The sequence below is a fragment of the Streptomyces sp. NPDC088194 genome, from assembly GCF_040702025.1.
GTDB lineage: Bacteria > Actinomycetota > Actinomycetes > Streptomycetales > Streptomycetaceae > Actinacidiphila.
This window is the reverse complement of record NZ_JBFBIV010000013.1, coordinates 14,505-37,884: the sequence shown is the minus strand read 5'-3', so window position 1 is coordinate 37,884 and position 23,380 is coordinate 14,505. Positions and strand designations below refer to the sequence as shown.

At 74.7% G+C, this 23,380-nt stretch carries 24 protein-coding genes; 13 read left to right on the top strand and 11 right to left on the bottom strand.

Annotated elements, in window-relative coordinates; genetic code table 11:
• Nucleotides 1-94 precede the first annotated feature (94 nt).
• Nucleotides 95-1,078 (bottom strand): intradiol ring-cleavage dioxygenase, encoded by a 984-nt coding sequence (locus AB0399_RS09520; RefSeq protein ID WP_366410862.1) that lies wholly within the window; start codon nucleotides 1,076-1,078, stop codon nucleotides 95-97.
• A 163-nt stretch (nucleotides 1,079-1,241) separates the two neighbouring features.
• On the opposite strand from AB0399_RS09520, the gene AB0399_RS09515 reads away from it, so the two are divergent.
• Entirely contained in the window at nucleotides 1,242-1,715 is a 474-nt protein-coding gene (locus AB0399_RS09515; RefSeq protein ID WP_366410861.1) for a low molecular weight protein-tyrosine-phosphatase, read from the top strand.
• Between the two features lie 50 nt (nucleotides 1,716-1,765).
• Entirely contained in the window at nucleotides 1,766-2,635 is an 870-nt protein-coding gene (locus AB0399_RS09510) for a fructosamine kinase family protein (protein WP_366410860.1), read from the top strand.
• 111 nt (nucleotides 2,636-2,746) lie between these two features.
• Here AB0399_RS09510 and AB0399_RS09505 read toward each other — a convergent pair whose 3' ends face one another.
• Nucleotides 2,747-3,424, bottom strand: a complete 678-nt coding sequence (locus AB0399_RS09505; RefSeq protein ID WP_366410859.1) for a DUF5753 domain-containing protein — start codon at nucleotides 3,422-3,424, stop codon at nucleotides 2,747-2,749.
• 181 nt (nucleotides 3,425-3,605) lie between these two features.
• On the opposite strand from AB0399_RS09505, the gene AB0399_RS09500 reads away from it, so the two are divergent.
• From AB0399_RS09500 to AB0399_RS09485, 4 genes are all read left to right on the top strand, one after another.
• The gene (locus AB0399_RS09500) at nucleotides 3,606-4,100 is read left to right on the top strand and encodes a type II toxin-antitoxin system PemK/MazF family toxin (protein ID WP_366410858.1); all 495 of its coding nucleotides are present in this window, start codon (nucleotides 3,606-3,608) and stop codon (nucleotides 4,098-4,100) included.
• Nucleotides 4,101-4,255: 155 nt separating this feature from the next.
• Nucleotides 4,256-4,738, top strand: coding sequence for an SRPBCC domain-containing protein (locus AB0399_RS09495; RefSeq protein ID WP_366410857.1), 483 nt, complete (start codon nucleotides 4,256-4,258; stop codon nucleotides 4,736-4,738).
• 128 nt (nucleotides 4,739-4,866) lie between these two features.
• Nucleotides 4,867-6,243: an FtsW/RodA/SpoVE family cell cycle protein gene (locus tag AB0399_RS09490; protein ID WP_329362872.1), complete on the top strand. Its 1,377-nt coding sequence runs from the start codon at nucleotides 4,867-4,869 to the stop codon at nucleotides 6,241-6,243.
• 179 nt (nucleotides 6,244-6,422) lie between these two features.
• Nucleotides 6,423-7,337, top strand: coding sequence for an SURF1 family protein (locus tag AB0399_RS09485; RefSeq protein ID WP_366410856.1), 915 nt, complete (start codon nucleotides 6,423-6,425; stop codon nucleotides 7,335-7,337).
• Here AB0399_RS09485 and AB0399_RS09480 read toward each other — a convergent pair.
• Together AB0399_RS09480 and AB0399_RS09475 are read right to left on the bottom strand one after the other, a co-directional pair.
• Nucleotides 7,297-8,115 (bottom strand): hypothetical protein, encoded by an 819-nt coding sequence (locus AB0399_RS09480; protein WP_366410855.1) that lies wholly within the window; start codon nucleotides 8,113-8,115, stop codon nucleotides 7,297-7,299. The genes AB0399_RS09485 and AB0399_RS09480 overlap by 41 nt on opposite strands.
• Nucleotides 8,105-8,926, bottom strand: a complete 822-nt coding sequence (locus AB0399_RS09475; protein ID WP_366410942.1) for an aspartate/glutamate racemase family protein — start codon at nucleotides 8,924-8,926, stop codon at nucleotides 8,105-8,107. Before AB0399_RS09475 ends, AB0399_RS09480 begins: the two co-directional genes overlap by 11 nt.
• 399 nt (nucleotides 8,927-9,325) lie before the next feature.
• Here AB0399_RS09475 and AB0399_RS09470 point away from each other — a divergent pair, with 399 nt between their 5' ends.
• Nucleotides 9,326-10,816: a PLP-dependent aminotransferase family protein gene (locus AB0399_RS09470; protein WP_366410854.1), complete on the top strand. Its 1,491-nt coding sequence runs from the start codon at nucleotides 9,326-9,328 to the stop codon at nucleotides 10,814-10,816.
• Nucleotides 10,817-10,905: 89 nt separating this feature from the next.
• On the opposite strand, the gene AB0399_RS09465 is transcribed toward AB0399_RS09470, so the two are convergent.
• Both AB0399_RS09465 and AB0399_RS09460 read right to left on the bottom strand, forming a co-directional pair.
• Nucleotides 10,906-11,409: a DinB family protein gene (locus tag AB0399_RS09465; RefSeq protein WP_366410853.1), complete on the bottom strand. Its 504-nt coding sequence runs from the start codon at nucleotides 11,407-11,409 to the stop codon at nucleotides 10,906-10,908.
• Between the two features lie 71 nt (nucleotides 11,410-11,480).
• Entirely contained in the window at nucleotides 11,481-12,029 is a 549-nt protein-coding gene (locus AB0399_RS09460) for an isochorismatase family protein (protein WP_329362865.1), read from the bottom strand.
• Between the two features lie 370 nt (nucleotides 12,030-12,399).
• On the opposite strand from AB0399_RS09460, the gene AB0399_RS09455 reads away from it, so the two are divergent.
• Together AB0399_RS09455 and AB0399_RS09450 are read left to right on the top strand one after the other, a co-directional pair.
• A complete protein-coding gene (locus tag AB0399_RS09455; protein ID WP_366410852.1) occupies nucleotides 12,400-13,950 on the top strand; it encodes an APC family permease in 1,551 nt (516 codons plus the stop codon).
• 209 nt (nucleotides 13,951-14,159) lie between these two features.
• Nucleotides 14,160-14,996, top strand: coding sequence for an alpha/beta hydrolase (locus tag AB0399_RS09450; RefSeq protein ID WP_366410851.1), 837 nt, complete (start codon nucleotides 14,160-14,162; stop codon nucleotides 14,994-14,996).
• Between the two features lie 36 nt (nucleotides 14,997-15,032).
• Here the strand turns inward: AB0399_RS09450 and AB0399_RS09445 are convergent, their stop codons facing one another.
• Complete coding sequence (locus tag AB0399_RS09445; protein ID WP_366410850.1) at nucleotides 15,033-15,731, bottom strand: hypothetical protein; 699 nt, start codon at nucleotides 15,729-15,731, stop codon at nucleotides 15,033-15,035.
• A 74-nt stretch (nucleotides 15,732-15,805) separates the two neighbouring features.
• The gene (locus AB0399_RS09440; RefSeq protein ID WP_366410849.1) at nucleotides 15,806-16,843 is read right to left on the bottom strand and encodes a LuxR C-terminal-related transcriptional regulator; all 1,038 of its coding nucleotides are present in this window, start codon (nucleotides 16,841-16,843) and stop codon (nucleotides 15,806-15,808) included.
• 96 nt (nucleotides 16,844-16,939) lie between these two features.
• On the opposite strand from AB0399_RS09440, the gene AB0399_RS09435 reads away from it, so the two are divergent.
• Nucleotides 16,940-17,344, top strand: coding sequence for a hypothetical protein (locus tag AB0399_RS09435; protein ID WP_329362855.1), 405 nt, complete (start codon nucleotides 16,940-16,942; stop codon nucleotides 17,342-17,344).
• Nucleotides 17,345-17,478: 134 nt separating this feature from the next.
• Here the strand turns inward: AB0399_RS09435 and AB0399_RS09430 are convergent, their stop codons facing one another.
• The gene (locus AB0399_RS09430) at nucleotides 17,479-18,519 is read right to left on the bottom strand and encodes a Scr1 family TA system antitoxin-like transcriptional regulator (RefSeq protein ID WP_366410848.1); all 1,041 of its coding nucleotides are present in this window, start codon (nucleotides 18,517-18,519) and stop codon (nucleotides 17,479-17,481) included.
• Nucleotides 18,516-18,926 (bottom strand): roadblock/LC7 domain-containing protein, encoded by a 411-nt coding sequence (locus AB0399_RS09425; RefSeq protein ID WP_366410847.1) that lies wholly within the window; start codon nucleotides 18,924-18,926, stop codon nucleotides 18,516-18,518. The genes AB0399_RS09430 and AB0399_RS09425 overlap by 4 nt, the downstream gene beginning before the upstream one ends.
• A 306-nt stretch (nucleotides 18,927-19,232) precedes the next feature.
• On the opposite strand from AB0399_RS09425, the gene AB0399_RS09420 reads away from it, so the two are divergent.
• From AB0399_RS09420 to AB0399_RS09410, 3 genes are read left to right on the top strand one after another with little or no spacing between them, the layout of a single operon-like run.
• A complete protein-coding gene (locus tag AB0399_RS09420) occupies nucleotides 19,233-20,099 on the top strand; it encodes a helix-turn-helix transcriptional regulator (RefSeq protein WP_366410846.1) in 867 nt (288 codons plus the stop codon).
• Nucleotides 20,096-20,380 carry a DUF397 domain-containing protein gene (locus AB0399_RS09415; protein WP_329362849.1) on the top strand — a complete coding sequence of 95 codons (285 nt, stop codon included), beginning with the start codon at nucleotides 20,096-20,098 and terminating at the stop codon, nucleotides 20,378-20,380. Before AB0399_RS09420 ends, AB0399_RS09415 begins: the two co-directional genes overlap by 4 nt.
• 40 nt (nucleotides 20,381-20,420) lie before the next feature.
• Entirely contained in the window at nucleotides 20,421-21,248 is an 828-nt protein-coding gene (locus AB0399_RS09410) for an SAM-dependent methyltransferase (RefSeq protein WP_366410845.1), read from the top strand.
• A gap of 169 nt (nucleotides 21,249-21,417) precedes the next feature.
• On the opposite strand, the gene AB0399_RS09405 is transcribed toward AB0399_RS09410, so the two are convergent.
• Nucleotides 21,418-23,040, bottom strand: coding sequence for a S53 family serine peptidase (locus AB0399_RS09405; RefSeq protein ID WP_329362847.1), 1,623 nt, complete (start codon nucleotides 23,038-23,040; stop codon nucleotides 21,418-21,420).
• Nucleotides 23,041-23,380: the final 340 nt, after the last annotated feature.

The window sequence follows — 23,380 nt, the reverse complement described above, 5'->3', positions numbered from 1 at the left end:
TCCCCCGTTCTCGACATCGGTCCCGACGCACCGGGGGCGGTCCGCCACGCCATGCGGGGAACCGCGGTCCCGGGCGCGGGACGGTCGGGCGCTGTCAGGCGCTGTCGGTCGGGGAGGCGGTGGGGGTGGGGCCGCCGCCGGGAGCGCCCTCGCCGTCGTTGGTGGCGGCGGGGTCCACGGCCATGGTGAGGTAGCCGACGACGCCGCGCTGGATGTGCCGGGGGTCGTAGACGAGCTTGAGCAGTCCGCCCTCGGTGCCGGTGCCCGGGTAGATGCTGTCCTGGTCGAGAGTGACCCGCGTGACGGTGTTGGCCGAGTAGGGGCTCACACCCGTGGTCGCGGTGACCGCGCTCTCGGCGAAGTAGAACTGCCCGGTGTGGCAGGTGCGGCCACCGGTGTACGCGGTGGACGTGCGGGTGCCGCCGGTGTGCACCTTGGTGTGGACGTGGACGGCACGACCGGAGTACCAGCCCGGGAAGACCGTCCGGAAGGTGACGAAGCCCTGGTGGTCGGTCATCTGGATGCCGCGCAGCCAGGTGAGGTCGTCCGTCGGGGTGGCGTGCCCACCGCCACCACCACCGCCGGGCGGAGGCGTGCCGGTGGGCGGGGTGCCGGTGGGCGGCGGGTCGGTCGGAGGCGTGCCCCCGCCGCCACCCCCGCCGTTGCCGGTCCGGGTGTAGCCGGAGTAGACCCCGGAGGCGTCGCAGTGCCAGATCTCCACGGCCGAGTCGCGCAGCGGCTCGCAGGTCGAGGCGTCCACCGCGCGCAGGACCAGCAGCAGGGGGATGCCGGTGCGGTCCTCGACGACGTTCTTCCGGAAGAGTTCGTAGTCGAGGTAGTAGGGCCCCTCGATCTGCTCGCTGGTCAACTGCATGCACGCGGTGGTGGCCAGCGCCTTCGCCTTCGCGGCCGCCACGGCCGCCGAACCGCCGGACGCGGTCCGGTCGGCGGCGTACGCGGTGGCACCGAGGCCGGTGAGCGCGACGGCACCCGCGCCACCGAGAGCGAGCGCACGGCGGCGGGTCAGTGCCTGGGAGACGACGTCGTTGTCGGGTTCGTCGTGGCTTCGTTTGGTCATTGCGCGAGGCTAGAAAGCCGTCCTGTGACCGCCATATGAAACAACCGTCCAGATCCGGCCAGTTCCGGAGCCGGTTCCCGGAGCCGGTTTCCAGGGTTCCGGAGCCGGTTCCGGAGCCGGTTCCGGGCCCGGACGAGGGAGGGCGGGGCCGTACGCTGGTGCCGTGCATCTGTGCTTCGTGTGTAGCGGGAACATCTGCCGGTCGCCGTCCGCCGCGCTGGTGGTCGCCGAACACCTGCGCCGGGAGGGCCTGGAGGACCGGGTCCGGGTCACGAGCGCGGGCATCGGGCCCTGGCACGCCGGCGACCCGATCGACCCGCGCGCCGGGGAGGTGCTGGAGCGGCACGGCTACCCCGTGGACCACGTCGCCGCGCAGGTGGGTGCGGAACACCTGGACGCGGACCTGTTCCTGGCGATGGACCGCGGCCACGAGAGGGCGCTGCGCAAGCTGGTCGACGACCCGTCGCGGGTGCGGATGCTGCGGTCGTTCGACCCGGCGGCGACCGGTGGCCCGGACGGGCTGGACGTGCCGGACCCGTACTACGGCGGCCCCGACGGCTTCGAAGAGGTGCTGGACATGATCGAGGCGTCGACCCCCGGCCTGCTCGCGTGGGTGCGCGAGCGCCTCGACGCGTGAGGGCCGACGCGTGAGGCGTAAAAAGCGAGGGCCGGCGTGAGGCGCGGCGCGTGAGCCGGGACGACCCCGAGTCCGCCCGGGCCGCGGCGGCACGGCTGACCGGGCAGCCGGTGACCGGCGGGCGCGGCGGTTCCGGCGCGCTCACCGAACTGCTGCTCGGCGACGGCACCGTGGTGCTGGCCAAACGCGGTGCCGGCCCCGGGGCGGCCCGCGCGGAAGCGGCCGGGCTGCGCTGGCTCGCCGACGCGGGCACGGTGCGCGTGCCGGCCGTCCGGGGCGCCGACGACGCGTGGCTGGTCATCGACCTGGTCCCGACCGGCCCGCCCGGTGCCGGGGCCGCGGACCGGTTCGGCCGCGACCTCGCGGCCCTGCACGCCGCCGGCGCCCCCGCGTTCGGCGCCCCGCCGCCCGGCGGCCCCGAGGACGCGTACATCGGCACCGCGCCGATGCGCGACGCGACCGGCCCCGACTGGCCGCGCTGGTACGCCGAGCACCGCGTGCTGCCCTACCTGCGGATCGCCGTCGACCGCGGCACGCTGCGGCCCGCCGAAGCGGCCGTCGTGGAACGCGTCTGCGACCGGCTGCCCGACCTCGCGGGACCCGCCGAGCCGCCCGCCCGGCTGCACGGCGACCTGTGGAGCGGCAACGTCCTGTGGGGCGCCGACGGCGACACCTGGCTGATCGATCCCGCCGCGCACGGCGGCCACCGCGAGACGGACCTGGCGATGCTGCGGCTCTTCGGCTGCCCGCACCTGGAACGCGTGCTGGCCGCCTACGACGAGGCCGCGCCGCTGTCCGCCGGCTGGCGCTCCCGGGTCCCCCTCCACCAGCTCTTCCCGCTCCTGGTCCACACGGTGCTCTTCGGCCGCGGCTACGGCGAACAGGCCCTGACGGCGGCCCGGTCGGCGCTGTCGGCCTGAGCCTTGCCGGGGTGGGCCCTGCCTGGTCGGGTGGGTTCTGCCTGGCCGGATGGGCCCTGCCTTGCGTGGTGGGCCCTGCCTGGTCGGGGTGAGCCGCCGCCGGAGGAACGGTCAGCTGTGGGGCGGGCCGTACCCGTCGCGGTCGAACGCCTCCGCCGCCTGCGCGATCAGGTCGCGTGCCTCCGCCCCGTAGACCGCCGACCGCCGCAGCAGGCCGAACGCCTTGCGGAACACCGCGAGCCGGGCCGGATCGGTGATCGTCTCGGCGCCCCGGAAACCCTCCACCTCCGCGCGGCGGTCGTCGAAGAGGGCGAAGCCGTCACCGGGGTGGACGTGGAGGCGGGCGCGGGCGGGGATGACCCCGAGCGTGAGCCCGGGAAGCACGGTGGCTCCGGCGAGGTGTTCCAACTGCTCGCGCATCACGCCGGCTCCGCCGATGTTCGTCAGCAGCGCCTGCTCGCCGAGCAGGACATGGAAGGTGCGGCCGTCGCGTCCGATGTACGCCGCGCGGGCGGTCCGTGCGGCGACCCCGGCCTCGATGTCGTCGGGGATCTCGTGGAAGTCGACGACCAACCGGAGCATCGCGGTGGCGTAGGCGGGCGTCTGGAGGTTCCCCCAGACGACGTCGGGGGAGTACCCGACGTAGTCCCGGGTGTTCCTGACCAGGTCGAGGAAGCTCTCCTGTACGGGGCCGGTTCCTTCCCGGAGCAGGGCCTGCCAGGAGCCGTCCTGGTGCTCCGGACCGTAGCGCTCCGGACCGTGCGAGTCGTTCGCCGAAGAGGGCCGCATACGGGCGATCGTGGCATCGTGGGGGCCGCCGTGTCCGGGAAACGGCCGCGACGGAGGGGGCGCGCGGCGGGCTCCCGGGTGCGGGTTCGGGGCGTGCGGCGGGCGTGGGGCAGACTCGTCGGCGGGGTCGGGTGCGGAGAACCGGGCGCGGAGAACCGGGTGAAGAGAAGGCGGGCGAGGGATGAGCGGCGGGATGTGGGCGGCTGTGGCCGCGGTGGCGGCGCTGGCGCTGGTCGCCGCGCTGATCGACGGCCGGGCGAGGTCGCGGCGTCCGCCGCGGCGCACCCGGCAGCGCCCGCCGCGGGGCCCGCAGCCGCGCGCCGGTACGGGCCCCAAGTCGCGTGCCGGGCAAGGGAGTCGGGGCGCCGACCGGGTGCCGCGCAGGGGCGAGGTGTGGTGGGCGGAGGTGCCCTTCGAGGACGGGCCCGGGTCCAAGGACCGGCCCTGCCTGGTGCTGACGGTGCGGGGGACCTCCGCGCGGGTCGCCAAGATCACCACGAAGCGGCACGGCGAACTCCCCGGCGTGCTGGCGCTGCCCGCGGGCACGGTGGACGACGCGGCGGGCCGGCAGAGCTACTTGGAGACCGGCGAGCTGCGGGACGTCCCGCTGCCGGCGTTCCGCCGCCATGCCGGCGCGGTGGACGCCGGGTTCATGAAGAAGCTCAAGCTGCGCTGAGGAGTTGCGCTGAGGGGCCGGGGCGCCGGTCGTGTCGTGATCCCGCCGTGGTCCCGCCGGTGGCCGCGCCGGCGTCCGGTCCGCGGCGAGGCACGCGGCGCGGCACGCGGGGCGCGTACTGCCGTCCGCAGCGCGCGCGGCCGTAGAGTGCGGGCATGTACACCACTCGGGTGGCCGGTCATGTGAACGCGCCGCGCGCGGACGTCTACGCGGCGCTGGTCGACGCGGAGGCGCTGGCGAAGTGGCGGGTGCCGGACGGCATGCGCAGCGAGGTGCACGCGTTCGACGCCCGCGAGGGGGGCGCGTTCCGGATCTCGCTCACCTATGACGCGCCCGCCGCGAGCGGCAAGTCCGAGGCGCGCACGGACACCTACCACGGCCGGTTCGTGCGGCTCGTGCCCGGCGAGGAAGTGGTGGAGGAGTTCGAGTTCGAGACGGGCGAGGCCCGCTTCCACGGCATGATGAGGATGACGACCACGCTGACCGACGCGGGTGCGGGCACCGACGGGCGCGGCGGCACCGAGGTGCTGGTCGTGCACGAGGGCATCCCCGACGGTGTGCCCGCCGCCGACAACGAGACCGGCACGCGGATGGCGCTGGCGAACCTCGCCGCACTCGTGGAGGCCGACCCCGGCTGACGGCCCGGGGACGTACCCGGGGAACTGCGTGCGGCCCCGCGGAGTCCGTGATCATGGAGGGGCGGCGGGACGCCGGGCGCGGGTCGCGCGCGGGCGGCGCCCGGGGGACGGAAGACCGCGGGGGACACATGGTGACGAACTACGCCTCGGGCGTGCCCGATCGCCGCAACACCGAGCTGGCGCTGCTGCTCCTCGCCGTCGCGATCCCGCTCTTCGCCTACGTCGACACCGGACTGGCCCTGCACGGCGAGGTGCCCTCCGGGCTGCTGAGCTACGGTCTCGGCCTCGGACTGCTGGCGGGCCTCGGGCATCTGGTGGTGCGCAGGTTCGCCCGGTACGCGGACCCGTTGCTGCTGCCGATCGCGACGCTGCTCAACGGCCTCGGCCTGGTGATCATCTGGCGGCTCGACCAGTCGAAGCGGCTGCGGGCCGACCCCGGTTTCGTGGCGGACACGCCCCGTCAACTGCTCTACTCCGCGATGGGGCTGGCGCTGTTCGGCACGGTGCTGGTGGTCCTGAGAGACCACCGCAAGCTCCAGCGGTACACGTACATCTCGATGGCCGGCGCGCTGGCGCTGCTGCTCCTGCCGCTGGTGCCCGGGCTCGGGGTCGACGTGTACGGGGCGCGGATCTGGGTCGCGGTGGCCGGGTTCAGCTTCCAGCCCGCGGAGTTCGCGAAGATCGTGATCGCGGTCTTCTTCGCCGGCTACCTGGTGCTGAAACGGGACGCGCTGGCGCTGGCGGGCCGCCGCTTCGCCGGACTTGCGCTGCCGCGCGGCCGGGACCTGGGGCCGATCCTCGCGGTGTGGGCGGTGTCGATCCTGATCCTGGTCTTCGAGACGGACCTGGGCACCTCGCTGCTGTTCTTCGGCATGTTCGTGGTGATGCTCTACATCGCCACCGAGCGCACCAGCTGGATCGTCTTCGGCCTGCTGATGGCGGCGGGCGGCGCGGTGGGCGTCGACTCCTTCGAGCCGCACGTCCAGCAGCGGGTGCAGGCGTGGCTGCACCCCATGGGCGAGTACCTGAAGAGCCGGCAGGGCCTGGCCGGCCACTCCGAGCAGTCCATGCAGGCGCTGTGGGCGTTCGGCTCGGGCGGCCTGATCGGCACCGGCCTGGGGCAGGGCAACTCCGACCTGATCGGCTTCGCCGCGAACTCCGACTTCATCCTGGCCACCGTGGGCGAGGAACTGGGCCTGGCCGGCGTGGTGGCGCTGCTGCTGCTCTACGCGCTGATCGTCGAGCGCGGCATGCGGACCGCGCTCGCCACCCGCGACCCGTTCGGCAAGCTGCTCGCCGGCGGGCTGTCGGCCGCGTTCGCGCTCCAGGTCTTCGTCGTGGCGGGCGGCGTCATGGGCCTCATCCCGCTGACCGGCATGACGCTGCCGTTCGTCGCGTACGGCGGGTCGTCCGTGACCGCGAACTGGGCGCTGGTCGGCATCCTGATCCGGATCAGCGACACCGCGCGCCGCCCGGAGGTGGCCGTGGACGACGCGGAGTGGTGACCCCCGTTCCTCGTTTCCCGTCCCCCGTCCCCGACCGCTGCGGCGCCGTCCCGGTCGCCGACCCCCGCGGCCCCGACCCCCGCGGCCCCGACCCCCGCGGCCTCGGCTCGCCCGCCCGGGCACCGCGCAGGGCACACCCGGTGTGCGGGTGGTCGCGGGGCGGGAGGTAACGTCGTTTCGTGCTTCGCGTCGTGTTCACCCGCCGCTGGATTCTGCTGACCATCCTGTTCGTGGCCCTGATACTGGTCATGGGCCGGTTGGGCCTGTGGCAGTACCACCGCTACGAGCAGACCAAGCGCAGCAACCACAAGATCTCGCTGGCCCAGCACGCCAAGCCGGTCCCGATCCAGACGCTGTCCCGTCCGGGCGCGAACCTGCCCGGCAGCGAGCGCTACCGGCCGGTGACCGCCACCGGGCAGTACGACCCCGCGCACCAGTTCGTGGTCCGGCGCCGCACCAACGCCGACGGCGACCAGGGCTTCTTCCTGATCACCCCGCTGATCATCTCCAACGGTGACGCGGTGCTGGTCAACCGGGGCTGGGTCGCGCCCGCCGACGACACCGCGGCGTTCCCCGCGGTGCCGAAGACGCCCACCGGGACGGTCACCCTCACCGGGCGGCTCCAACTGGACGAAACCACCCGTATCAGTGGTATTCGGAACGTCGGCGGCCTGCCGCCCCGCCAGTTCATGCTGATCAACAGCACCGAGCAGACGAAGAAGCTGTCCAAGCCGGTGCTCAGCGGCTACCTGGAACTCGTGAAGACCAGCCCGCCGCTCACCAAAGGCCAGTCCGCCGAGCAGATCGGCGCGCCGGGCAGCGACAGCTCGGGCACCGACATGGCGGTCGTCGGCCAGGGCGTCCACCTGCCCTACGCGATCCAGTGGTGGCTGTTCGCCCTCATGGTGCCGGTCGGCTGGTGGATTCTGCTGCGCCAGGAGCTGAAGGAGCGGCGCAAGAAGGCCGCCGCCCCGGCCGCGGCGGCGCCCCCCGCGCCGCGCGGGCCCGAGCCCGAGGGCACGGCCGGCGCGGACGTCAAGGCCGAGGCGGACGTCACGGCCGACGCCGGGTCCGAAGCCGCCACCCGGAGCTGACCGGCGCGGCCCGCGCGTCCTCCTCCTCGTCGCGGCGGCGGTCCGCCGCCGTCCGGTAGGCGAAGCGCGGCAGCAGCGACTGGGCGGTCGGGCCGATCGCCACCGCGTACAGCACGGTGCCCGGCCCGACGCTCCCGCCGAGCAGCACACCCACGGCGAGGACGGTGACCTCCATCAGGGTGCGGACGAAGCGGATCGAGCGGCTGGTGGCGGCCGAGGTGCCGGTCATCAGCCCGTCCCGCGGGCCCGGCCCGAGCCGCGCGCCGACGTAGATCGCGACGGAGAGCCCGTTGAGCAGCACGCCCCCGAGCAGCAGGCCGACCCGGGCCGGCAGCCCGGGGTGCGGGGGCAGGAGCGCGAGGCCGAGGTCGGAGGAGAACGACAGGACCACGATGTTCGCGACCGTGCCGAACGTCGGCCGCTGCCGCAGCGGAATCCACAGCAGCAGCACGAACGCCCCGACCAGCCCGTTGACCGTGCCGAAGCTCAGCGATGTGTGCCGCTGCACCCCCTCGTAGAGCACGCTCCACGGATTGACGCCGAGCGAGGCCCGGACCATGGCGGACAGCCCGAACCCGTACAGGGCCAGGCCGACCAGCAGTTGGGGCAGGCGGCGGCGGGGGGCCAGGCGGAGCGGGAGGTAGCCGAGCGCCGGCAGCGGAGCGCGGGTCCGGGGCGCGGGTGCCGGTGCCGCTGCCGGTGCGGTCGCGGGTACGGGGGTCGGTGGGGCGGGGTGGCGCGGGGTGCCGACGCCGGGGCCCGGGGCGTCACCGTGCACGAGCGGACCGCCGGTCGGGTACGGGCGCGGGGCCGCCGGGAGCCGCGTGCAGCAGGCGGCCCTCGGGATAGGTGAGCGCGGCGGCGGGGAGGGCGGCAGGGCGGCCGCTGTGGACGACGCGCAGGGTGCCGGCGGCGGGGGAGCCGGGTGCGGGGCGGGCGCCGATCCTGCGCAGCGCCTGGGCGGCGACCGCGTCCGCGGTGCCGTACAGGACGACGGGCGGCCGGCCGGGGTGCCGCAGGGCCGCACGAACCTGTTCGGCGACCAGTTCGTAATGGGTGCACCCCAGGACGACAGCCCTTACATCGGTCGGGGTGCGCGCGGCGGCAGCGGCGATCGCCCGCTCGACGGCTTCCCCGTCCGCCCGTTCCACCGCGTCGGACAGCCCGGCGCACGGCACTTCGGTGACGCGCACCCCGGCCGCGAACTCGTCGATCAGCGCGCGCTGGTAGCGGCTGCCGGTGGTCGCGGGGGTGGCCCACACCGCGACCGGCCCGCCGCCCGCGGCGGCCGGCTTGACCGCGGGGACGGTGCCGATCACCGGCAGCCGGGGCTCGAACCGGGCGCGCAGCGCGGGCAGGGCGTGCACGGTGGCGGTGTTGCAGGCCACGATCAGCGCGTCCGGGCCGTACGCGGCCGCGGCCCCGGCGACGGCCAGCGCGCGCTCCGCGAGGTCGGCGGGGGTACGCGGCCCCCACGGCATGCCGTCGGGGTCCGAGGCCAGCACGAGGTCGGCGTCGGGACGCAGCCGGCGCACGGCGGCCGCGGCGGCGAGCAGCCCGATCCCGGCGTCCATGAGGGCGATCCGCACCGGGCGGTCGGCGGGGTCGGCGTGGTCGGCGTAGTCGGTGCGGTCCGCGGATGCCGGGGTGCGGCGGGCGGCCGTATGCCCTTCGGGCGGAGGTCCGTTGGTCGTGGTCGCCGTCGCGGTCGACGTCACCGTCACCTTCGCGGTGCCGGGGACGGCGTCCTGTGCCGTGCCGAGGTCGTCGGGGTCCTGCATGCGGTCGCCTCCTGGGGGTCGGGTCGGGTCGAGCGGGATCGGGTCGGTCCGCGTGGGCCCGCCACGAGACGGCCCCGCCCTCGCTGGACGGTGGCCGCGGGGGAGCGCCGGACCTCACAGGCCCCGCCCGGTCCGCCGGCGAGGCCACCGCAGGCGATTCTGTACAGTGATTGGCCTGGATCACATGGCCAATCGGGAGGAAATGGTATGGCTGGCCCGCAGCCGTCCCGGCCCGTGGAGGGCGCGCCGCACGGCGGCCGGACCCTGGGCAGCCGGCAACTCGCCGCGATGCTGCCCGACCCGTCCGGCGCCCGGCCCGCCTACCGCCACCTCGCCCGCGCCATCGGCACGTTGATCCTCGACGGGCGGATCGCCCTGCACGTCAGGCTCCCGGCCGAGCGCGAACTGGCCGCCGCCCTCGGCACCAGCCGCGCCACGGTCACCGCCGTGTACGACCTGCTGCGCGCGAGCGGCCACGCGCACAGCCGGCAGGGCGCGGGCACCTGGACCGCGCTGCCCGAGGGCCGCACCCCCCGCGGCGTCACCCGCGCGCTCGGGCTCCCCGACACCGCGATCGACCTGGCCAGGGCATCCCTCGGGCTGCCCGAGCGGACCCTCGCGGACGCTCTCGCCCGGGTCGCCCCGCGGCTGGCCGAGCACGCCCGTACCCCCGGCTACCACCCCTACGGCCTGCCGGAGTTGCGCGCCGCCGTCGCCGAACGCTTCACCCGGCGGGGACTGGCGACCGTGCCGGACCAGATCCTGGTGACCTCCGGCGCCCAGCACGCCCTCACCCTGGTGCTCGGCCTGCTGTCAGCGCCCGGCGACCGGATCGCGGTCGAGAACCCCTCCTACCCCAACGCCCTGGAGGCGATGCGCCGCGCCCGGCTGCGCACCGTCCCCGTGCCGGTGGCCGACACCGGCTGGGACGCCGGCATCGTGGAGTCCACGCTGCGCCAGGCGGTGCCCCAACTGGCCTACCTGATCCCCGACTTCCACAACCCGACCGGATGCCTCATGCCCGACGGCGAGCGGGCCCGTATCCTGCGCGCCGCCCAGCACGCCGGCACCTGGCTGGTCGTCGACGAGACGCTCACCGAACTCGCCCTGGACGTCCCCGCGCCCGCGCCGTTCGCCTCGCACGCGCCGCCCGGCGGCACCGGGCAGGTCATCACCGTCGGGTCGATGAGCAAGACGCACTGGGCCGGGCTGCGGGTCGGCTGGCTGCGCGCGCCCTCGCGGCTGGTCACCGAACTCGCCGCGCAGCGCGTCGCCTCCGACATGGGCGGCTCGGTGCTCGACCAGCTCCTCGCGCTCGACCTGCTGTCCGGCGCGGACGGCGGACCGCCGCCGGACCGGCTGACCCGGCTGCGCGGGCAGCGCGCCGCCCTCACCGCCGCCCTGGCCGAACACCTGCCGCGGTGGACCTGGCAACTGCCGCCCGGCGGGCTGTCGTTGTGGGTCGACCTCGGCGAACCCGTCGCCTCCGCCCTGGCCGAACGCGTCCTCGACTACGGCGTACGGATCGAGGGCGGTGCGTACTTCGCCACCGACCCCGGCATCTTCGAGCAGCGGCTGCGGATTCCCTACACCGCGGAGCCCGACACCCTGCGGGAAGCGGTGCAGCGGATGGCGACCGCGCTCGCCGACGGGCTCCCGCCCTCCGCCGCGACCCGCCGCCCGCACTGGGTCGCCTGACCCGCCGCTTGCCGCTTGCCGCTTGCCCGTTGCCCCTTGCCGCGTGCCGCTCGCGCCTTCCGCCCGGCGCCCGGCGCCCGGCGCGGCGGCTACCGGGGCCCGAGTCCCGTCCGCCCGTCGAGCAGCTCGCGCACGACGTCGAGATGGCCGGCGTGGCGCGCGGTCTCCTCGATCATGTGCAGGACGATCCAGCGCAGGTCGGTGACCTCGTCCTCCTGAGCGCCGGGGTGCCGGCCCCGCGGCGACGTCGAGAGCGGGGCGGCGGCGAGGACGGCGTCGGAGCGCCGGCACTGCTCACGGTAGAAGGCGAAGACCACGTCCGGCGGCCGGGGTGTCGTCAACGGAGCGGGGTCCTCGGGCCAGTCCAGCGGCTCGGCCGCGCCGGTGGCGACCTCCTGGAACCAGTGCCGCTCCGCGTACCCCAGGTGCTCCACGAGCCCGAGCGGGGTCCACCCGGAGGGCAGCACCGATGCGGTCAGGGCCTCGGTGTCGAGGCCGTCGACCACCGCGAGCACGCACGCCCTCTGCGCCGCGAGGAACCCCAGCAACGACGTCTTCTCGCCGTCTTCCTTCTCCACCGTCTCGATACTCATGCGCCGATGCTGCCGGCAGCCACCGACAACCCGTGCCGGTGCCCGCCGCCCCGCGCAGGCAGCAGGGCGGCCTATCGGGGCGGGGCGAAGTCCACTTCGGACGCGGGCAGCACCCGGATGCTCCGTCCGGGGAACCCGAGGTGCCGGAAGATCTCGTTGTGGTGCGCGATCGACCGCGCCGGCGAGGCGAACGCGCCGCCGTCGGGCCGTACCGACGTCGTGTGCCCGTCGGCGACCACCACCAGGTCGTAGCCGTGGCTGAGCGCCTGCCGCGCCGTGGTGTCCACGCAGATCTCGGTGGCGAACCCGGTGACGACCACCTCGGTGACGCCCCGCTCCTTCAGCACCCTGTCGAGATCGGTGCCGAGAAAGCTGTCCGGGCTCGTCTTGTGCACCACCGACTCGCCCTCGCCCGGAGCCAGTCGGGCCACCACCCGCCAGCCCTCCGTCCCGGCTGTCATCCCGCCGCCCTGGTCCTGGATCGTCACGACCGGAACCCCGGCGACCCCGGCGCGCTCGCGCAGCCCGGCGATCACGGCGACGGTCTCCGCGGCCCGATAGGCGATCTCCATCGGATCGTTCTGCATGTCGATGACGAGGAGCGCGGAAGCGTGTGGCATGGGCTTCACGGTAGCGGCCTCCTCCGGAATCCCGCCTCGGGTTTACGGTCGGGCGACGGGCGGGCCGAGCCGGGGGACCGTACGGCACGAGCCGCGGTTCGGGCGGCGGGTCCGGGCCGGGGTCGTGCCGTGGTTCCCGATCGTCTGGGGGTGCCTGTTCACGGCCTCTGCCGTGCTGGTCGCCGTGGCGGGCCACTGAAGGGGCCACCGAGCGAGCCGCCGAGCAGGCCGCCGCGCGGGGCCGAACGGCACCGCGCGTACGCGGAGTTGCCCCGGGTGGTGTGGCGTTGGGGTGGTCGGGGGTCACTCCGTCGTGGGACGGCGGGGCGAAGGAGCGGCGGGCGGTGGGGCGGGCCGGGAAGATCCGGGTATGTCGCCGTTGCCGCCACCCGACGCCGTATCCGCCGCCGCTGACCTTCCCGGCCGACTCGCCGCGCGCCAGGGGCGGTTGACCCGCACCCTCACCACTCCGAAGATCGTCTTCATCGTCGTCGCAGCGGCGGCCCCGCTGGCCGCGATGGTCTTCACGGTGCCGCTCTCCTTCGCGCTGGGCGCCGGCCCCGGGGTCCCGGCGCTCCTGCTCCTCGCCGGGCTGACCCTGCTCTGCTTCTCCTGCGGGTACGCCGCGATCAGCCGCGACATCGGCCAAGGCGGCGGCTTCTACGGGTACATCGCGCGCGGCCTGGGCCGGCCGGTGGCGGTCGGCGCCGGGATGGTCGCGGTCGTGGCGTACAACGCGGTCGCGGTGTCGCTGCTGGGCGCGTTCGGGTACTTCGCCCAAGGCGTCGCCGCCGCACACGGGTTGCACCTCGCGTGGGAGGTGTGGGCCGCGCTGGGGCTCGCGGCGGTCGGCGTACTCGGCTACCGCCACGTCGAGTTGAGCGCCCGCGCGCTGGCGGCGTGCATGGTCGGGGAGATCGCGATCCTGCTCGCGCTGGACGTCGCGGTGCTGGTCGAGCACGGCCCGGCCGCTCTGCCCGCCGTGTCGTTCGCCCCGCACCAGGTCCTGGTCCCGGGCGCCGGGGTCTCCGTGATGTTCGCCTTCGCGTCGTTCATCGGCTTCGAGTCCGCCGCGCTCTACGGCGAGGAGGCGCGCGACCCGGGCCGGAGCGTGCCGCGCGCGACGCTCGTCGCGGTGCTGCTGGTCGCCTCGTTCTACGCGCTCACCAGCTGGGTCGCGGTGGGCGCGGTCGGGCCGGACCGGGTCCGTACCACCGCCGCCGCGCACCTCGGCGACCTCTTCTTCGTCCTCGGCGACCGCTACCTGGGCGGCGCCGCCTCCACGGCCATGCAACTCCTGCTCTGCACAAGCCTGTTCGCGAGCTGGCTGGCCCTGCACAACGCCGCCAACCGCTACCTGCTGGTGCTGGGGCGGGACCGGCTGCTGCCCGGCCGGCTCGACGCGGTGCACCCGCGGCACCACGCCCCGCACCGGGCGAGCGCCGTGCAGACCGCGCTGGCCGCCGTCGTGGCGACGGTGTTCGCCGTGGCCGGCCTCGACCCGTACCTGAACATGTCCACCACCCTGCTCGGCCTGGGCACCCTCGGGGTCATCGCGCTCCAGGCCCTCGCCTCGATCGCGGTGCTCGGCTACTACCGGCGCCGGCCCGGCCACTGGTGGCGCACCGGGCTCGCCCCCGCGCTGGGCGCCGCCGGGCTGCTCGCCGCCACGGTGCTGGTCGTGTGCAACTTCCGTGTCCTGACCGGTACTTCGAACCCGCTCGTGACGTCCTTGCCCTGGCTGCTGGTCGTGGCGGGCGCGGGCGGCAGCGGCTACGCCCTGTGGCTGCGCGCGGCCCGCCCGGGCCGGTACGCGAGCCTCGCGGGACTCGCGGCGCTGCGGGCGCTCCCGGGTGGCAGGGGCGCCGCCGCCCTGCCGGCGCAGCGGCGCCGCGGGCCGTCCCGCCGGACCACCAACTGAGTGACGGAGGAGGGACGTTGGGAGGCCAGAGCCCGACCGGACCCGGACGCCGCCGCGCACCGGACGCATCGGACCGCCGCGCGCCGTACCGGCGGGCACGCCACGAGCACGGCCCGGGCCCCGGCAGGCCGTGTCGCCGCCGCGCCGCCCGGCACCGCCCCAGGCCGAACCCGTCGCGGTCCACCCGGAGCCCTACGTGGCGGCCGACCATGGAACAGCTCGACCTCTCGGCCGGACCCGTCGCGTACGAGGACACCGGCGGGGACGGCCCCGTCGTGGTGCTGGTGCACGGGCTGCTGATGGACGGTTCGCTCTGGGACGACGTCGTGGCCGACCTGCGGGCGGACCACCGCTGCGTGGTGCCGACGCTGCCGCTGGGCGCGCACACGCTGCCGATGCGGGAGGACGCCGACCTGTCGCCGCGGGGCCTCGCGCGGCTGCTCGGCGAGTTCCTGGAACGGCTGGAACTCGACGACGTCACCCTCGTCGGCAACGACACCGGCGGCGCGCTGGTCCAGATCCTGCTTGCCGCGGGCGCGCCGCAGGTGGGCCGGGTGGTGCTCGCCTCCTGCGACGCGTTCGACAACTTCCCGCCCGGCCTCACCGGCCGGACCGTCGTCGCCACCGGCAAGCTTCCGCCCGCCCTCTTCGGCCTGTTCATGCAGCAGATGCGGATCAAGCCGCTGCGCCGGCTGCCGGTCTCGTTCGGCCGGCTGACCAAGCGCGGTGACGCCGCCACCGCCCGCTGGATCAAGCCGCTGCTCGCCCGGCCCGCCATCCGGCGCGACACCGTACGGATACTGCGCGGCATCTCCGCGCACCGCGGCGCGCTCACCGAGGCCGCGGCCGAACTGGCCGGCTACGACCGGCCCGCCCTGGTGGTCTGGGCCGAGCAGGACAAGGTCATGCCGCCGGAGCACGGCCGCCGCCTGGCCGAACTCCTGCCGCACGCCACCCTCGTGACCATCCCGGACAGCTACACCCTCCTCCCGCTCGACCAGCCCGCCGCCCTGGCCCGCACCCTCCGCGAGTGGACCCCGACCTGACCCGCACCCCTGCCCCCACCCCGCGCACGGCCGTCCTCACTGCCCCTCGGCGTCCAGCAGCGCGTCCCCGCTCGGGGTGAACTCGCTGCCGCCGTCCGAGCGGAAGAGGGAATCGCCCGGCTCGCCGATCCTGGCCGCGAGCAGCGCCGGGCCCGAGCGGCCGGGCGCGTGCCCGAGGTGGAAGGAGACGAGCGGGCCGCGCCCGTCCGCGCCGACGTAGCCGAGGGTCTTCGGCCGCCCCGGGTCCGGGTCCCCGAAGGTCACCGAGGGCGGCCCGTACGCCGCGACCACGTCCGCCCCGTCCCGGTCGGCCCGCGCCCACTCCAGGACGCCCTCGACCAGCGCGGCGTGCCCGGCGGCCGGCAGCATACGGTCCGGCCGCAGCCAGCCGAGGCGGTGCGCGTCCTCGGCGTACTGCGCGGCGGCCACGTGCACCTCGGGGTCCGTCAGGCAGTGGCGCAGCAGGGCCGCGTCGCTCAGCCGCGCGTTCGTGTCGGCCAGCCACACGGTGCCGGCCGCGGCCCCGGCGTCCCCGGCGTCCCCGGCGTCCGCGGCGAGCCGGTCGAGCAGGGAACGTATGGCGGGCAGGCCACCGAAGTCCGCGGGACGGCGCAGCGCGCGGTTGAGCCGCTCCACCAGCAACTCGCGCGCGTACGCGGCCGGGTCGGCGCCGGGCGTGGCGCCGGGCGTGGCGCCGGACGGGTGCGCGGCGGTCGCGCGCGTCGCGAGGGTCATGGCGACATGATGCCGCTCGGCCGGGCGGAACCGTCAGCGCTTGTGGACAGTGGACAGGTGAGGGAAGCGCTCGCTCACAAGTCCAGGATCGTGGCCACCAGTTCGCGGCGGCTGCGGACACCGGTCTTCGCGAAGACGCTCTTCAGGTGGTCCTGCACGGTGGCCGCGGTGATGTGCAGTTCCGCGGCGATGGCCCGGGACGGCAGGCCGGCGACGACCCGCGCCAGGACGTCCCGCTCGCGCGGGGTGAGCCCGTACGCGAGCAGCAGCACCTCGGCCACGTCGGCGGCCGGTGCCGGGTGCATCGTGACGGCGAGGACCGCCGGGTGCGGGCCGCCGCTCAGCGGCGAGGCGTGGACCGACAGCCACCGGCCCGAACCGCCGCGGAGCCGCCCGTGCGCCGGCAGCGTCGTGCGCTTCCCCAGCGCGGCGACCTCCAGGACCGCGACGGGCAGCTCAGTGCCCGACGAGACCAGCTCGTCCCGCCAGAGTTTCGCGGCCGGATTCTCCGAGAGCAGCCGCAGGTCCTGGTCGAGCAGGAACACGCCCGCCTCGGCCGGGCCCGGAGCGGGGTCGCCGCCCGGTGCCCGGTGAACGGTCCGGCGCAGGGCCGTGGCCACCGGAGCGGACAGCCGCCGCAGCACGTCGACGTCGGCCGGGGTGAAGTCGGGCCGCCCACCGCCGCGGAACAGGGCGATGGCGCCCCAGCACCGGCGGTCGCTCACGAAGCTCGCCCGCAGCTCGTGCCGCGCGTCGATCATCGGCAGCACGGACCGGTACCGGTGGCTGGACTCCGGGTCGCCGCCGGTGGCCGCGCCGAGCGTGCCCGCGGGCACCTTGGAGCGGGCGAGCACCGAGAACTTCAGGACGTCGTCCACCAGGTACTCGTTGCGCACGGCCGCCGCGGCCGCGGCCGACGTGAGGCCGACGCTCACGTCGTCGGTGATCAGCATCGTCGTCGGGTCGATCGTGCCGAAACAGTAGGAGTCGGCCGGGACGAGCCGCGTCAGCCGGTCGGCGATCCGGCGTCGCAGCTCCCGGGAGCCGAGGTCGAGACGGCAGATCGCCTCGATGTCACGCACGGCCTCGCGCCGGGCCACCGGGGAACTCACCGGCCGAACGGTATCCCAGAAGTGGGGGAGGGCCGTGCGGCGCCCCCGCTGCCTACCCTTGAGCCGGAAATCCCGAGGCACAGGAGGTATCGAGGCATGTCCCCGACCATGCTCACCGTCGGACTGGACCCCGCGCTGGTGGACGACGCGCCCTCGTCACGGGCGGCGTTCCCCGAGATCGACGCCGAAACGGTCCGGGCCGGTGTGGCCGCCGGCCGGGCCCGGCTGGAGGAGCTCGGCTTCACCGTCGACCTCTGCCTGCTGGACTACGGCCGCACGGCCGAGGCGGTGTACCGCGCCGCGCTGGCCGCGAAGGACTACGACCTCGTGATGATCGGCGCCGGTGTCCGGCTGGACCCGGCGCTCACCCCGCTGCTGGAGGTGCTGGTCAACACCACCCACGAGCTGGCACCCGGTGCGAAGCTCTGTTTCAACGTGAGCCCGTTCACCACCGTCGAGGCCGTCGAGCGGTGGTGGCCCGAACGCAAGCCGCTGCTCTGAGCGTTGCCCCGCGACGATGTCCGGCGGACGCGTACGGCGACGCTCGCGCCGGTCCTGGGCGGGTTCGCGGGCCACGGCGGGCCGCGGCGGGCCGGCGGGCCACCCGGCACCGGTGGCCGGAGACGCGGCAGGGGTCAACGGCCGCCGCTGGGCGAGGGGGTGGCGTGGCGGCGGGCGGCCTTGAGGACGGCGAGGCTGTCGGTGGGGGACATCGCGCGGCTCTCCGCGGTGTCGAGGAGGCCGGGGTAGGGGCCGGGGGAGGGTGCGGTGCGGTAGTGGACGCCGGAGAAGTCGTCGTACTCCTCGGCGAAGAGGTGGTGGCGGCCGCCGGCGCGGGCGAGTTCGGTGATCATGGCGGCGCCGGTGGGCTGGGCGTGCATCCCGATCACCCGGACGGTGAGGGTGCCGCCGGCCACGAGGCCGAGCACGTGGTCGAGTTGGGCGGCGGTCACGGCCGGGTCGAGGTCGACGTTCCACAGGTGGCACAGGACCATCTCGTCCAGGAGCGCGGTGATCGGCACCCCCTCGGGCACCCGGGCCGGTGGCGTGAACCGGCCGGGCGGCATCCGGTGGGCGGTGCACAGCGCGTGGGCGTAGCCGGCCGTCCACAGCACGCGCGGGAAGACCGTCAGGGCGTAGGTGCGGACCCGGCCGGCCCGGCCGACGCAGGCCGCGAGCCGCTGCGGCCAGCCGGCGCCGCTGTCGTGCAGCGCCGCCGGGTCGGGCGCGTGGAGGAGCCGCGCGGTCGCGTCGCGGGTTTCGGGGTCGGTCATGCCGTAGCGCGCGAGCAGGGCGTGGCGGGCGTCCGGGCCGATGCCGTGGCCGCCGAGCGCGCCTTCCAGGCGGGTGATCGCCCGGGTGCCGGCGCCGATGGACCGGGCCGCGTCGGCCCGGCCGCGTACCGGGTTCGCGCCGGACGCGGAGCCGCGGCGCAGCGACTGGAGGGCCAGCCCGAACACGACCGCGCCGACCGGGGGTTGGGCGGGAGCGGGGCGGCCGGGCGGCAGGGGCGACGGCTCGGGCCGGGGGCGTGTGGTGTGCGGGCCGAACCGGTCGTAGGCGTCGCGCGGGCCGTACGGGTCGGGCGCGGCGGGGCGGGCGTGCGCGTCGCACCCTTCGGCTAAGGCGCGCAGGGACCGCGGGCCGGGGACGCGCGCCGGGCGCGGGTCCGTCATGACGGACCGTCCCCCTCGGCGCCCGGCGCACCCGCACCGAGGATGCCCACCAACTGCTGCGCGAGCGCGGCGAGTTCGGGTCCGGCCGGGTCGAGTTCCGCGTCCGCCGCGGCTATCACCACCAGCACGCTGTCGGAGCCCGCCTCGGCGAGCACGATCCGCCCGTCGTGCATGTCGACCACCAGCGTCCGGATGCCCCCGCCCTCGGCCCGCTCCGCGGCCCGCCGCGCGACGCCCATCATGGTGGCGCCCAACGCCGCCCAGTGCTCGACGCGTTCGTCGTCCAGTTCGTACCCGCACAGCGGCAGCCCGTCCGCCGCGACCACCAGGGCGCCGCGCACCCCCGCGACCGGTGCGAGGTACTCCTCGACGGTCTTCTGCACTTCGGGGTGGACGGTGGGGATCATGGTGTCTCCGGATCGCTGGGGGAGTCGTGCCCCGCCGTCGCCGCACCTCCTGCGGCCGCACCGCCCCGGCCGCGGACGCCGGTCCCGATACACGAGTCGTGCGGACGCCGCATGCCGCGCGGGTCGTACGAGCCGCCGCGCGAGGCGAGCTGAGTGGGCGTCACAGCAGGTGTCACGGCTTCACTATGCGCGGGCATCCGATCACTACGCAAGGGGCAATGTGCATGATGCAGGGTGCCTGATGCCCGAACGCGTGGCAGACTGCCACCACGGTCGGCGCACGTGCGAAGAGGAAGGCGCATCGGCGTGAGTGAACGGCGTGCTGCTCCCACGGTGTTGCAGATCTCGCTCGGCCGGCGGCTGCGGGACCTGCGCGAGTCGGCCGGGTTGTCCGCGGCGCAGGCAGGTGAGCGCATCCGCGTGGCGCAGTCCACCGTCACCCGGCTCGAAGGCGCCAGGACCTCGCTCAACTACGCCACCGTCAAAGCCCTGTTGGAGCTGTACGGCGTCACCGGGCCCGAGGCCGCGGACTTCCTGACCCTGGTCGACAAGGCCAACGAGTCGGGCTGGTGGCAGAGTTACCGCGACGTGCTGCCGGGCAGGTTCGGGGTGTACGTCAGCCTGGAGAGCGCCGCCTCCCAGATCCGCAGCTACGAACCCCAGGTGGTGCCCGGGCTGCTCCAGACCCCGGCCTACTGCGAGGCGGTCATCCGGCTCGGCTTCCCCCGGGAGTCCGACGACGAGGTGCGCCGCAGGGTCGCGCTGCGGCTCCAGCGGCAGAACGTGCTGACCCGCGCCGACAGCCCGCCGTTCCTGTGGGCGGTGATCGACGAGACCGCGATCCGGCGGCCGGCCGGCGACCGCGCGGTGATGGCCGAGCAGATCGAGCGGCTGATGGAGACCGCCGACCTGCCGAACGTGGCGCTCCAGCTGCATCCGTTCGACGCCGGCCTGCACCGGGGCGCGTTCGGGCCGTTCACGCTCTTCCGCTTCCCGATCCCGGACTTCCCGGACATCGCGTGCGTCGACAGCCTCCTGGGCACCGCGTACCGGGACGAGAGCGCCGAAGTCGAGCTCTACCGGCAGACGTTCGAGCATCTGATGACCGGAGCGCTGGCGCGGCGACGCACCAAGGGCTTTCTGGACGGCCTGCGCAAGGAGTACCTGCGATGAACCCGCCGCCCGCGCTGTACGCCCCGCACGTTCCGCATGTTCCGCACGTTCCGCACGCCCCCGCCGCACTCGGCGCCGAGGGCTGGTCCCGCCCGTGGAGCGGCACCAACGGCGAAGCGTGCGTGGAGGTCAAGGTGCTCGTCGGCGGCCTGGTCGCGGTCCGGCAGTCGACCGATCCCGGCGGTCCCGCGCTGATCTTCCCCGCGGAGGCGATGGCGATGTTCGTGGCCGCCGCCAAGGACGGCCGGGCGGACTTCCTGGCCCGTCCCGACCTCCCCTGACCTGCCCCCGTCCGTACCGACACCCACCCGGGAGACAGCAGTGAACGATCCGGCGACCGGCGGCACCACCGTGGACGACGCCGAGAGCGTGCCGAGTTCGGCGCGTATGTACGACTACATCCTCGGTGGAAAGGACAACTACGCGATCGACCGGGAGCGGGTGGACGCGGCCGAGCGCGCCTACCCGGGCATCAAGGACGCGGCCCGGATCAACCGGATGCTGCTGCTGCGGATGGCCCGCTACTTCGGCGAGTCGACGGAGGTCGACCAGTTCATCGACGTGGGCACCGGCATCCCGACCGAGCCCAACTACCACCAGGTCATCCGTGCCGCCCGGCCCGAAGCCCGCATCCTGTGCACGGACTTCAGCAAGACGGTGCTGCGCTACACCGAGAACCTGTCCCAGCAGGACCCCGAGGGCCGGATCTCCTACGTGCACGCGGACGTCCGGGAACCGCAGAAGATCCTGGAGGCGGCCCGGGCCCACCTCGACCTGAGCCGTCCGGTCGCGATGACGATGGTCGCGCTGCTGCACTTCATCTCCGACGAGTTCGACCCGCACGGCATCGTGAAGACGCTCACCGACCAGCTGGTGCCCGGCAGTTACCTCGCCATCAGCCAGGTCACCGGCGACTTCGACGCGGAGGCCGGCGAAGGGGTGGCGAAGGTCTACCGGGCCGGCGGCACCCCGGCGCAGGTCCGCTCGCACGCGGAGGTGGCGCGGTTCTTCGACGGCTTCGAACTCGTCGAGCCCGGGCTGGTCGTCGCGCCCCGGTGGCACCCGGAGCTCGCGGTGCCGATGCCCTGGCCCGAACCCGAGGGCGGCGACCGCACCCCGGTCTACGCGGCCATCGGCCGCAAGCCGTAGGGCGGGCAAGCCGTGAACCGCGAGGCGGCAAGCCGGCAGCGCTGAACCGGCAACGCTGAACCGGCAACGCTGAACCGGCAACGCTGAGCCGTACGTCCGGACAGCCCGCGGCCCGGACGGGGACACCCCGTCCGGGCCGGGTCGTGCTCACGGCCCGAAGGCCGTCACCTCACTGGCCGAGCAGCGTGGACGAGAGGGTGGCGGCGTTGTACGAGCCCCAACCCGTCACGAAGTCCCAGCCCTTGGCGGCCGAGTAGGCGCCGTTGTTGCCACTGGTGATGTCGTGGAAGCCGGTGCCGGCCGCCGTGTACAGCGCCGGGTTGGCGAAGCCGAGCTTGGCCTTGCCGGCCGCGGTGGCCTGCTGGTTGTAGAGGGCGGCGAAGGCGGCCCACTCGGGCGCCGCGGCGCTGGTGCCGCCGACCTGGCCCCAACTGCCCTGCGAGTAGATGGACACACCCGGGCTCGGGTTGGCCAGCGCCGAGACGTCCGGCACCTGGCGCTTGCCGCCGCCCGCGCTCTGCTGGACCGAGGTCTGCCAGCTCGGGATGGCGAACTTGGTGGACACGCCACCGCCGCCGCCGGACCAGGCGGTCTCCTTGCTCCAGGCGTTCCCCGAGGTGACCGTCAGCGTGGTGCCGCCGACGCCCGTGACGTACGGGTCGCTCGCCGGGTAGTCGACCGACTTGCCGCCGTTGCCGGCGTCGTCGGAGCCGTCGTCACCGGAGGCCGCGAAGAAGCCCAGGCCCTCGGCCGCACCCTGCTTGAAGACGGCGTCCACGGCGGTGATGTTGGCGCTGGTGCGCTCCGACTCGGCGGCGCCCCAGCTGATCGAGGTGACGGGGATGCCGCTGTCCACGATCGCCTGGTAGGTGTCGACCTCGCCCGCGTCGGAGTTGGGGCCCTCGAAGACCGTGATCTGCGCGGCCGGCGCGACCGCGTTCAGCACCTCGATGTCCAGCTCGACCTCGACCTGCCCGTCGCCGAGCGAGCCGGAGCCGCCGTCCACCTTGCTGACGGTGGGCGCGGTGGAGCTGAGGCCGTAGTTGCTGTCGTACTTGGTGATGTTGGACTGCTGGAAGCCGTCGAACTCCAGCAGCGCGACCTTCTGGCCGCTGCCGGTGGCGCCGGAGACGTTGTAGCCGCCCTTGATCTGCGCCGGGGTGTAGCCGCCGCCCGGGCCGTTGTGCGGAGTGACCTTCGCGTCCGTGTGGTGCAGCAGCGAACGGTTGTTGAGGCCGGAGACGCTGCCGACGATCGAGGCGATCGAGGAGGGCACCGACGGCGCGGCGGTGTTGGCGTAGAAGGTGCGGCCGGTGGCGCCGTCCTTGTAGTTCGCCAGCGTGGTGCCGAACGCCTTCTTCAGCTGGGTGGCGGTGCCGGTGGCGTCGATCAGCTGGTTGCCGGAGTGCACCTTGCCGACCTTGAGCCCCTGGGAGCGCAGGTAGTCGGTGACCTTCTTGACGTCGGCGTCGCTGCGGCCGAACTCGGCGGCGTACTGCGCCTTCGTCAGGTAGTGGCCGTAGGAGGAGGAGTGGGGGTCGCTGACGTTGGCGATGAAGGTGTCCAGCGCGCCCTCGTTCCGGGCCGTGAGGCTCACCGCGACGGATATCTGCTTTCCGGCCGCGACGTCACCGGTGCGGACGGCGTGCGAGGTGAGGCCCGGCACGACGTCGCCGGACAGGGAGGTACGGGCCGAGTCCGCGTGGGGGGCGGAGGCGTACGCGGCGGGGATGGCCGCGGCCAGCAACGCTGGAGTCGCGGCGGCGACCAGCAGTTTCAGACGGAGCGTCACGAAGGTCCTCCATGAGGGGATGGTGCCCGGATCGGGACGACCACCACGCTAGGGACGGTTGGGGCCGGACATAAGCGTGGGAACCCTTGCGACGACTGTTAACGATGTGTTTCCCGTGGCAGGTGTGGGGAGTTGGTGGGCCGTATGTGGGGGAATGGTGTGCGCGGAGGTCCGGCAGAGGTCCAGGGGGAGGAGGGACGGGCGTCGGGCGGGGGCTCGCCGGGGATACGGGGGTGGGGCGGCGGGCCCGGGCGCTCGCGGTCCGGGTACGTGCGCAGGGGGCGGGCCCGGGGTGCGGGTGCGGGTGACGGGCGCTCTCGGTCCGGGTGCGTGCGCGGGG